The sequence below is a fragment of the Nonomuraea aridisoli genome, from assembly GCF_003236395.1.
GTDB lineage: Bacteria > Actinomycetota > Actinomycetes > Streptosporangiales > Streptosporangiaceae > Nonomuraea > Nonomuraea aridisoli.
In genome coordinates this window covers 1-9,441 of the sequence record NZ_POUD01000322.1, presented here as the reverse complement: position 1 = coordinate 9,441, position 9,441 = coordinate 1, and the positions used below count along the sequence as shown (strand labels likewise).

The window sequence follows — 9,441 nt, the reverse complement described above, 5'->3', positions numbered from 1 at the left end:
ATGGGCGTAGTCCCAGCGCCAGCCCCGGTACGTTTCGCCCGGCTGCGGATCGTACGCCTGGACGTCGGCGGTGAAGGTGGTGCCGTCCGGGTTGAGGATCTCGGCGGCGTACAGGGACTCGGCGAGGCTCGTGGTGAGTGTCTTGGGCTGCTTCGGTGGTCTCGGTGTCGGCGGCTTGTACGGGTTCGGGGGCCTGTGTCCTGGTGCGACGTACCGGTCCGGTGGCCTGCGTCGTAGTACGACGACGTACGGGTTCGGTGGTCTGCGTTCTGGTCTGTCGTACGGGTTCGGGGGTCTGCGCGGCGGTGTCTCGTGCGGCTTCAGCGGCCTCCGTGCCGACGTCCGGCACGACGTCGCCCGCACCGCTACCGACCTCACGTACGGTTTCTCCCGCGCCGGCTCCAACCTCATGGATGGCTCGTCCCCCGCTGGTTCCGACGTCCCGTACGGCTTCTCCTGCGCCGGTGCCTACGTCTTGTACGGCGTGTCCCGCACCTGTGCCGAGGTCGCGCACGGCGCCTCCTGCGCCGGTTCCGATGTCGCGTACCGCGTGGCCGGCACCTGTGCCGACATCGCGTACGGCGTGGCCGGCTCCGGTTCCAAGGTCCTGTACGGCGCGGCCGGCGCCGGTGCCGAGGTCGCGTACGGCCGTGCCGACTTCGCGGGTGAGGTTCTCGAGGATCTGCGGGTTCTCGTCGATGGTGTTCATCACGCGGTCGATGATGTGCGCGACGTTGTCCAGGCGGACCTTCAGCAGTGCCTGCGCCTCCACGCCCTTGATCGTGAGCTTGACGCGCCCCAGCGCCACGTCGGCCCCCACGTTGAGCCGCAGCAGGTCGAGCACCTCGGCCTGCAACGACACCCGGGCCCGCAGGTCCTCCACCTCCAGCTCGATTTCTTCGACCTTGACCTCGGGCACGTCGAGATGTACGTCCGGATCGGCCGGGGATGGGGTCACCGGCTGCTCGGCGGGACGGACCGGCGTGTTGCGGACACGCTGCTCGTCGCTGCCGGAAGCGCCGTTGGGCATGATCGTCTCCTTGAGCCCCGAGAACGGACAGCCGTCGGTTACCCGGCACGTATCGCCTCAGGCTCGTCGACGAGGAGACGTGCCCGCACCTTGACCAAGCTCTGAACAGCCGGGATGCCGTTCGCCGGACGGCCGGCGCCGGTGGACATGGCACATGAAATCTCGGGCGCGGCCGAGCTACCGGCGAGGCGTACGGGCGACACTCGCGCACCGCCGATGGCCCCGGCGTCGTCCGCCGTCGTCCGAAAGTGCTGGGAGCTGGGTTGACGCGCACCTTGAATGCAGGGGCAATGGGGAGCGCCCGTTGTCGAGGGGACGCATACGTCCCCAGTTCGGCGAGGGAGTCGGGCTGCAGCCGCGTCGCAGCACCGCCCGCGACCAGCCGGGGAGCAGCCGGGGCTCGTGGCGAGGACGGACGGTGAGCAGTGGGCGGCCAGCCGAGGAGGCCACGGCGGGTTGCTACGGCCGGTGCGGTTGGCCCGTGGCGGGGCGAGGCGCGGGCCCGAGTTCCATGGAGGTGGGCAGGGTGCCGCGAGAGGCGGCGGTGGCACGGGTGTGGTTGGCGATCGTGCGCCACTCGGTCGGGGGCGGTCGGTCAAGGCGGTGGCCAGGATAGGCGGTGGGTGGGTGCTCACGGCGTGCCGCGCATCTCCTCCGGCAGCAGGCCCTCCGACTCGGGTGCGCGCCGGAGACGCACTCGTGGTGCCCCGTCCCAGGACCGGCTCGACCGCTCTTTGCAGACCTGATCGCGGTCGTCGCCGAGCTGAGAAAGCGCCACATCGAGTTCTGGTCGCTGCACGAGGCGCTCGACACCACTACGCCCGTCGGACGGCTGGTCTTCCACGTCTTCGCCGCACTGGCCGAGTCCGTCCGCGAGCTCATCGTCGAGGGCACCCGCGAGGGGCCTCATCCTGAGCTGGTGCCCCGACCTCGCGCCGAACTCCCCGCCGGCTGACCGCGACGATCCCCCCTTGCGGCTCGCCGGTAGCTTCGGAAGTTCCGGACCGTGTACGGGCAGATGTCGGCGTCGGCTGGGCGGCGAGCCGGGACAGGATCCAGACTGCTCGTCGACGAGGGTCCTCATGGGTTCCCTCGGCGGTGCCTGCTGTGCCCACCCTCTTCACGGACGACGGGCGAAGTAGTTCGACCTCTTCCACGAACCGGCACGTCAAACGCTTCGGCGGAGAACTCCAGTCCTCCCGGCACGCTTCTGACCCCGGTCAGCTTCACATCGAAGGGCAGATTCCCCTTGAACGGGATCGGGTAGGAGATCAGCTGCGCGACCTGGTCTGGCAGAGGCACGCCCTGGATTCGGCCTGGAGCTTGATCTTCCGGTCGGCGACCTCGACCCGAATCTCGGCGTTGAACTTCACCTTGTTCGCGCCGACCATGACCTCCACCGACGCCGTGAGCCCTCGCCCGTTACCACCGATCTTCACGCCACTCGGGGCGTATTCGTCGATCGTCGCCCTGGCGAGAGTGCCGGTGATGCTCACGCGACCGGCCTGTATATCGGTTTGGTTCTGCAGGACGTCGGCCAGGCGTGCGGTCACGTCGTACGCTGCTCCCCGCAGGTTCCTGATCCGCACGCCGCCGAAGCTGAAGGTGCCGAAATTGAACCGCACCTCTGGATAGCGCCCCGACACAGCCTGGGTGAGAAACGGGATGCCCTCGATTGACACAGTCGGCTTGCCGACAAGGCTGGGGACGGGGGCGATTCTGTTCGCCAGGTCGCGCTCGAGGCTGGCCACGGCGACCCGGTCGATGAGGAGGAGGACGACGAGCAAGATCAGGAAAACGATCACCCTGCGCATCGGGCACTCCGCATGCGTTGGCGGCCGTGCATTGGCCGGTGAAGTAGGCAGCGGTCAGGAAGACGGCCAAGGCCCTCAGGCCCGCCTCCAGTTGCCAGGTTACGACGGTCACCGTCACAGCGACCCCGGACCAGGCCAGTATCCGCCCGCGCCCGACCAGCGACAGCCCCCGCCGCGGCTGCGCCACCCCGGTCGGGACCGCCGCCACCAGCACAAAGGAGTCAACGATGCCGCCGAGTGCCACTCTCACATCTAGGGAGACGCCTGTGGCCGACAACATCGACATGGCGACCATCACCTGGTCACACCACTCCACGGGACGCCATCCAGAGGGGCTGCGGTCAGGTCACCTGGCCGCTGCTCCAGGCCCAGGCGGCGATGCCTACCCGGTTGGCGGTGCCCAGCTTGCGCTGGATGTGCGCGATGTGCGTTTTGACGGTGCCTGAACTGATCGTAAGTTCGGCAGCGATGTGGGCGTTGGTGTGCCCACGCGCCACCAGGCGGGCGATCTCCAACTCCCGCGCGGTGAGCGGATCCTCCAACGGGGGCGCGGGCCGGTGGGTCAGGCTGCGCAGCAGCCGCACCGTCACTTGAGGGCTGATCAAGGTGTCGCCCGCCATCGCCGCACGGACCGCTTCCACCAACAGGGCAGGGCCTGAGCGTTTGAGCAGGAAGCCGCAGGCGCCCTCGCGCAGCGCGGTATGGACGTACTCGTCCAAGTCGAAGGTGGTGACGATGATCACGCGGGTCTCGGCGGCGAGCCGCCTGGTGACCTCCAGGCCGTCCAGGCCCGGCATGCGAACATCGGCGAGCAGCACATCGGGGCGCAGGAGGCGGGCCAGCTCGACCGCGCGCGCACCGTCGGCGGCCGCGCCGACCACGGTCATGTCCGGTTGCGCGTCCAGGATCAGCCGGAACCCGATCCGCACGTCCTCCTGATCGTCGGCGATGAGAATCCGTGTAGTCATCCGGTTCCTGTCACTTTCGTCCTCAAGAGGTGTCATGATGCGCCAGGCCCGCGCACGAGCCGCCATCCGGGGATCTCCGCGATGACCTGCCAGCCACGCCTGTGCGGGCCCGCCGCCAGCGTTCCACCGCGCGCCTCCAGCAAGTGGGCCAGGCCGGCGAGCCCGGACCCGCCGAGCCTGGTGCTCTGCGAGCTACCGCCGCCGTCGTCCTCCACCCGCACGCGCAGGACATCCCCCTCTGTACAGATCTCCACCTCCACGGTGGTGGCGCGCGGTGCGTGCCGCCGCACGTTGTTCAGCGCCTCGGTCACCACACGGTAGGCCAGCGACGAGACCTCCTGCCGCGGCGCCAGACCGGGCTCGACGGCCAGCTCCACCCATACGTCGGGCGAAAACGCGTCGGCCAGCCGTTCCAGCCCTTCGATCCCCGGCCCGGGCTCATCCAGCGCGTGCACGGCACGGTCGAGTGAGGCCAGCGCACGCTGCCCGGCGTCCTCGATACGCCTCAGCGCGTCGGCGACCGGCTCCGGCAGCGCGCCCGCGACCGCCTGGGCGGCCTGCGCCTGCACCAGCATGCCGTTGACGTCGTGGGCGACGAAGTCGTGCAGGTCTCGGGCGAGCCCCAGCCGCTGTACCCGGGTAGCCTCTTCAACCGAGCGCCGCCGGTTGTCGTCCAGCCTGCGCAGGTAGAGCCCGAGCCCCACGGCCGCCAGGGCGCCGAGCGCCCATCCCGCGCATGCACCGAACGCCAGCTGCGGCGGCCCCTGCCACACGGCGCGCAGCAGGATGAGTGTCACCGCCGCGCCGCTCAACCCCGCCGAAAGAGCCGCCGGCCGTCTGGGCGAGCGCCGGACGGTGAGGACGGTCAGGACCAGCAGCGCCGACACCTCGGTCGCCAACCACAGGGTGTTGTGGCCGATCGTTCCGGTCAGCGGATGCGCCAGCGTGCCGACCAGCGAGGCCGCCCCTGCAGCCCCCGCCACCCCGGCAATGCGGAGCGGACGCGGCACGGCGGCGCGGGATGGACGTCGCGACCCGTGCCCGTGCCGGTCCTCCGCTCCACTTTCCGGCTTCATCACCGAGAGCCTAACCACGTCCGGCCACAGGCTCCGCCTCCAGGCGCCCACCGCGCCCACACGAATGGCAGGCACCGCGGCGGCGGACATAGTACGCCAGGGTGGCGGCGGCCAGCGCAGCACCCCACAGCGGCCATACCAGCGACGGCGCCCAGATCGCCCACATGTCCCAGTCATCGAGCACCCCGTGCACCGTGTGCAGCCGCCAGAAGGAAAGCCCGCCCGAAAACACGATCACAGACACGATCGACGCCGGGACGACAGCCAACATCGGCGGCACCGGCCTGCCTGCCTTGAACCAGATCCACCGCGGGTAGACCTCGCCCCAGCGCTGGATGAGCCCAAGCGTGAGGATCGCGCCTCCCAGACCCATCACGCTGAGGAACAGCCCGCCCCAGCGCAGCCCTGACTCATCGAGCCACCGCCAGAACTCCTCGGTGATCCCCAGCGGGATGCCCGCGGCCCAGGCGAAGCGGCTGGCGTCGTACAGTGCGGGGATGGAGGCGGCGACCGCCACCGCCCATGTCCCCCAGCGCCGCGCTGCCTCGGGCGTGGCCCAGCGCGCCGGACCATGCTCGCCCCGCCCGCATCGGACGCATGCACCCGCCGTGCGCCGCTGGTACGCCAGGGCTGCCAGCGCCCACAGCAGCCCGCCCACCAGGACGATGAACAGGTTGATCCGTGACCACGGCACCAGCTCCGACATCGGCTGCCCGCCTGGTACCCCGGTGAAGGCGAACACCGCCAGCAGCGGCGTGTATGCCACCAGCATCAAAACCCGGTTGTCGGTGACCACCACGGTCAGCGTGACCGCCGCCAGCCAGGCGAACCCGAGCAGCACGGCCCGCCCCCGCCGTACCCCTCTCGCGATGGCCAGCCCGGCGACCGCCCCCAGCATGCCGAGCACCGCGATCAGCGGCGCCGCCGCTTCCCGGGTTGCCTCCCCGAGCACTGACAGGCCGGGCTCCCAGTCGGGATCGCTTCTGCCGAAGGGAAATCCTTCACCTCCGAGCGCCCAGAACAGCCCGAGCGCCCCGTAAACCAGCGACCAACCGGCCGCCGTGTACCCCGCCCAATGGGGCCATCGCGCCATGAGATTCTTCATGCCTCAAGCCTCGAACCTGCCCAACGCCGGGCCTATCCGCCAAACGGCAGATCTTTCCCTGCCCTTGACCCCTCCAGTCCGCGAAAGGACAGAGGCAGGTCACGAGATCCGGACGACCGCGAACGGGGGAAGCTTCCCTCCGGCAAGGTGCCCTACCGGTGGACCCGCACCCTTGACCTACCGGGACATTCACGCTGCCAGGCGGCACTCCACTGGGCGCAGTGCCGGGAGTCCCAGGTGCATGCTCGTGGACGGAGAACATGGTGTCCTGTACGCGGCCTAGGAGGACGCGGGATCTGGCGGATGCGCGCCGACTTCACCGGCGGGCCGACGCCGGTGGGACAGGGTCGGCGAACAAGGCACTCGGGCGCCTACCACCCGGAGACCGAAGAATGCACGCTCGGACCCGACGCCGATCACGATGGCGCTCATCTCTCAGCCGACGCCGAGGCCTGACCATTCACCACAGCGGCCAAGGGAAGGGCGCCTTCTCGCCCGCTACCGAATGGTTGCGGTCGGCTGGCGGGAGACCACAGTTGCGACGCCGAGCACCGCAGCCCAGACCACGATCGTATATACAGCCAGCCGTTCCATGCCGCCCAGCCCGAGTCCGAGGAACTGACCGCTGAGGAAGAGCGCCGTCGCCGCCACCCCGACCGCTCCGGTGAACAGGCTCCACACGCTTTGAACAAGTCGCTGAGGTAACCCTCTGACACCGGGTACGGCGCCACCCACTCAGCTTGCACAACGAGGTCCACCACAAACACCTGCAGGCACGACAGCCAGGCGACCCCGGCTGCCACAGACCGGTACATCCCGCTCGATGTCCGGCCGTCCCAGAGTCCACGCGTCCGAGCGGACGCCTTCTCATCAGCCATCACGCCTTCCTGAGGTCCCATGTCCTTTCATACAGCGATCCTTCCGTCCCGGGAGGTGCGGCGGTATCTGCCGAACGACTGATATTGCCAGCAGGAACACCGGTCAATTCGTCGCTTCCAGCGCCGGCGGTTGAGCAGTTCGCCCACAGCTCCAGCTCGACGCCCGGGCGGCCAGCGGCTACGACGAACTCGTCCTTGACGAAATCGGGCACACGCGGTGTAGCGCGACCGGCATGGGAGGCGCTCTTGGCGCTGCCCAAGCGGGCGACACGCTGAAGTTCTGGAAGTCCGACCGGTGCGGCACGTGCTGACCACGGTCACGACTAGTCCCGTAAACACCACGCCTGAAAGATGGCCTGCCGGCGAGGGCGGCTCCACCAGCCGTCATCTGTCAGCAGCGCTGAACCGGGAAGTCGGGGCACGAGGGCCTGAACGTGGTGGAGAACTGGAGCCCGGCCAATGGGGACACCTTCACGGTAAGGCCGGTGATCTGACCGGCGACGACCGGCGAACAGGTCGAGGGTCTCCGCGCCGGCCCTGCACCTGGTCCAGGCGGCGACCGTCTACCTGAACACCGGGATGGTGCAGATCGTCCTCGCCGAGCCGACATGGCGAAAGAAGCTCATCGATACCGACCGGGACAGCGGCTCCTGCATGTTCGGGTGCTGCTTCGCAGGTGCGGACACGCGCTCTCGCGACATTCGGCATTGAGGCGACCAGGAGTAAGCTGCCACGAGCCCGGCGAGGTCCAGCGTGTTGAGCCGTTGGTTGGATCACAGCACCTCGATACGGTGGTCAGTTACGGCAGGGCGCTGCTCGCAACAGCTCCCCCTTGGTTCATCGGGTGGTCAGGTCAGCGGAGGAGAAGCATGCGCAGGCCGAGTCCGACCATGAGCACGGACATGGCGAACGCCAGAGGCCGCCGAAGACGCCCGTCACCGAGTACGGCACTCGCCGAGTGGACGACGAGCGCCAGGGCGTGTTTCAGAAGTGACTTCAGTGCAGCAGTTGCCGTTCGGAACCTTCGGGTGGCGTGCGGGACGAGCCGGCCGATCATGGGCTGGGGCGTTCCGCGGTGGTCTGACCACCAAGCTGCATCTGGCATCCGAGCAGGGCCAAAAGCCGCTGTCGATCGTGCCGACAGCCGGGCAGCGTGGCGACAGTCCGCAGTTCACGGTGGTCCTGGCCGGTATCCGGGTGCCGCGCCTGGGCGGGGGCCGGCCTCGGACGCGGCCTGACCGCGTGCTGGCCGACAAGGCGTACAGCTCACGTGCGAACCGCCGACACCTCCGTCGGCGCGGGATCAAGGTCACCATCCCGATCAAAGATGATCAGGCCGCCAACCGGCGCAGGAAGGGGTCGAAAGGCGGTCGGCCAGCGACCTTCGACCCCGAGCTTTACAAGCAGCGCCATGCCGTGGAATGCGGCATCAACCGGCTCAAAGGTCACCGTGCGGTGGCCACCCGTTTCGACAAGCTCGCCGTCCGCTACGAGGCCACCGTCCACATCGCCGCCATCAACCAATGGCTATGAGCCCACTTATGAAACAACGCCCTAGACGAGTAAGTCCTAAGTCCCTGCGGCGCGGAGTGCGGGAACTACGAAGGGTGTCGAGGATCAATGTGTGACAAAAGACCTCAACACCCTTCTCACCGCACTGTACGTGACGATCGACGACTGGCTAGATGACTCACCTCGCCCAGGACGCCCGCCCAAGCTCAGCGATGCCGAATTGCTGACGCTGGCAGTGGCCCAGGTCCTGCTCGGGGTACGTTCCGAGGCGCGCTGGCTCCGCTTCGTGCCCACGCACCTGCCCGGCGCCTTCCCCTACCTGCCAGGCCAGTCCGGCTACAACAAACGCCTGCACAAAGCCCTGCCCCTGCTCAAACGCGCGATCCGGGCCCTGGCCCGCGACACCGACCTCTGGCTCGACCCCGTATGGGTGGTCGATTCCACCCCGGTCGAGTGCGGCCGCTCCCGCCCCACCACCCGCCGTTCACAACTGGCCGGCTGGGCCGGCTACGGCTACTGCCGTTCCCACTCCCGCTACTTCTGGGGCCTGCGCCTGCATCTCATCTGCACCCCCGCAGGCTTACCGATCGCCTGGGCGCTGGCCACTCCCAACATCGACGAACGCCAGGTCCTGACGGCCATCTGCGAGCACGACCCGCACCTGCTCACCGAACGGCCGGGCCTGCTCATCGTGGCCGACAAGGGATACGTCTCCGCCGAGCTGGACGCGTTCCTGGCCGAACGAGGTGTGCGGCTGCTGCGTCCGTCCTACCGCAACCGCACACCTCACCCCGGCGAGCACTTGCTGAAGCCGATCCGCCAGCTCATCGAATCGGTCAACGACACCCTCAAAGGCCAACTCGATCTGAAGCTTCATGGCGCTCGCACCGTGACAGGGGTCGGGGCCCGTATCGCCCAGCGCATCCTGGCGCTGACCGCCGCCATCTGGCACAACCGCGCTACCGGTCAGCCCGTCACCCGATCACTGATCGCCTACGACCACTGACCCGATTCAGGAATTACTCGTCTAGAGGCGTCAGGGTGCGGCGGTTCGGGGG

Annotated in this window: 8 protein-coding genes and 1 pseudogene; 3 read left to right on the top strand and 6 right to left on the bottom strand. The window is 68.6% G+C overall.

Annotated features, from left to right (window positions below):
• Positions 1-1,030, bottom strand: a 1,030-nt coding sequence (locus C1J01_RS51635; protein ID WP_220040382.1) for a hypothetical protein, incomplete at its 3' end; no start/stop codon positions are given.
• A 619-nt stretch (positions 1,031-1,649) separates the two neighbouring features.
• Between C1J01_RS51635 and C1J01_RS51630 the strand changes: the two genes are divergently transcribed.
• Positions 1,650-1,985 carry a recombinase family protein gene (locus C1J01_RS51630; protein WP_235855035.1) on the top strand — a complete coding sequence of 112 codons (336 nt, stop codon included), beginning with the start codon at positions 1,650-1,652 and terminating at the stop codon, positions 1,983-1,985.
• Between the two features lie 316 nt (positions 1,986-2,301).
• Here C1J01_RS51630 and C1J01_RS42185 read toward each other — a convergent pair whose 3' ends face one another.
• From C1J01_RS42185 to C1J01_RS42170, 5 genes are all read right to left on the bottom strand, one after another.
• Entirely contained in the window at positions 2,302-2,844 is a 543-nt protein-coding gene (locus tag C1J01_RS42185) for an LmeA family phospholipid-binding protein (RefSeq protein WP_111184652.1), read from the bottom strand.
• 341 nt (positions 2,845-3,185) lie between these two features.
• The gene (locus C1J01_RS42180) at positions 3,186-3,812 is read right to left on the bottom strand and encodes a response regulator (protein ID WP_111184651.1); all 627 of its coding nucleotides are present in this window, start codon (positions 3,810-3,812) and stop codon (positions 3,186-3,188) included.
• A 32-nt stretch (positions 3,813-3,844) separates the two neighbouring features.
• Complete coding sequence (locus C1J01_RS42175; protein WP_181449263.1) at positions 3,845-4,888, bottom strand: sensor histidine kinase; 1,044 nt, start codon at positions 4,886-4,888, stop codon at positions 3,845-3,847.
• 10 nt (positions 4,889-4,898) lie between these two features.
• Positions 4,899-5,993 (bottom strand): NYN domain-containing protein, encoded by a 1,095-nt coding sequence (locus tag C1J01_RS49355; RefSeq protein ID WP_146615923.1) that lies wholly within the window; start codon positions 5,991-5,993, stop codon positions 4,899-4,901.
• Between the two features lie 498 nt (positions 5,994-6,491).
• A complete protein-coding gene (locus C1J01_RS42170; RefSeq protein WP_111184649.1) occupies positions 6,492-6,674 on the bottom strand; it encodes a hypothetical protein in 183 nt (60 codons plus the stop codon).
• A 1,248-nt stretch (positions 6,675-7,922) separates the two neighbouring features.
• Between C1J01_RS42170 and C1J01_RS42165 the strand changes: the two are divergent.
• Together C1J01_RS42165 and C1J01_RS42160 are read left to right on the top strand one after the other, a co-directional pair.
• Positions 7,923-8,404: pseudogene (locus C1J01_RS42165) on the top strand (IS5 family transposase); the annotation flags it as partial.
• 91 nt (positions 8,405-8,495) lie between these two features.
• A complete protein-coding gene (locus tag C1J01_RS42160) occupies positions 8,496-9,389 on the top strand; it encodes an IS982 family transposase (protein WP_111184648.1) in 894 nt (297 codons plus the stop codon).
• Positions 9,390-9,441: the final 52 nt, after the last annotated feature.

Excerpts from the sequence above, each read along its gene's own strand:
- C1J01_RS42185 (WP_111184652.1), bottom strand. The coding sequence starts at position 2,844 with ATGCGCAGGGTGATCGTTTTCCTGATCTTGCTCGTCGTCCTCCTCCTC.
- C1J01_RS42180 (WP_111184651.1), bottom strand. The coding sequence starts at position 3,812 with ATGACTACACGGATTCTCATCGCCGACGATCAGGAGGACGTGCGGATC.
- C1J01_RS42175 (WP_181449263.1), bottom strand. The coding sequence starts at position 4,888 with ATGAAGCCGGAAAGTGGAGCGGAGGACCGGCACGGGCACGGGTCGCGA.
- C1J01_RS49355 (WP_146615923.1), bottom strand. The coding sequence starts at position 5,993 with ATGAAGAATCTCATGGCGCGATGGCCCCATTGGGCGGGGTACACGGCG.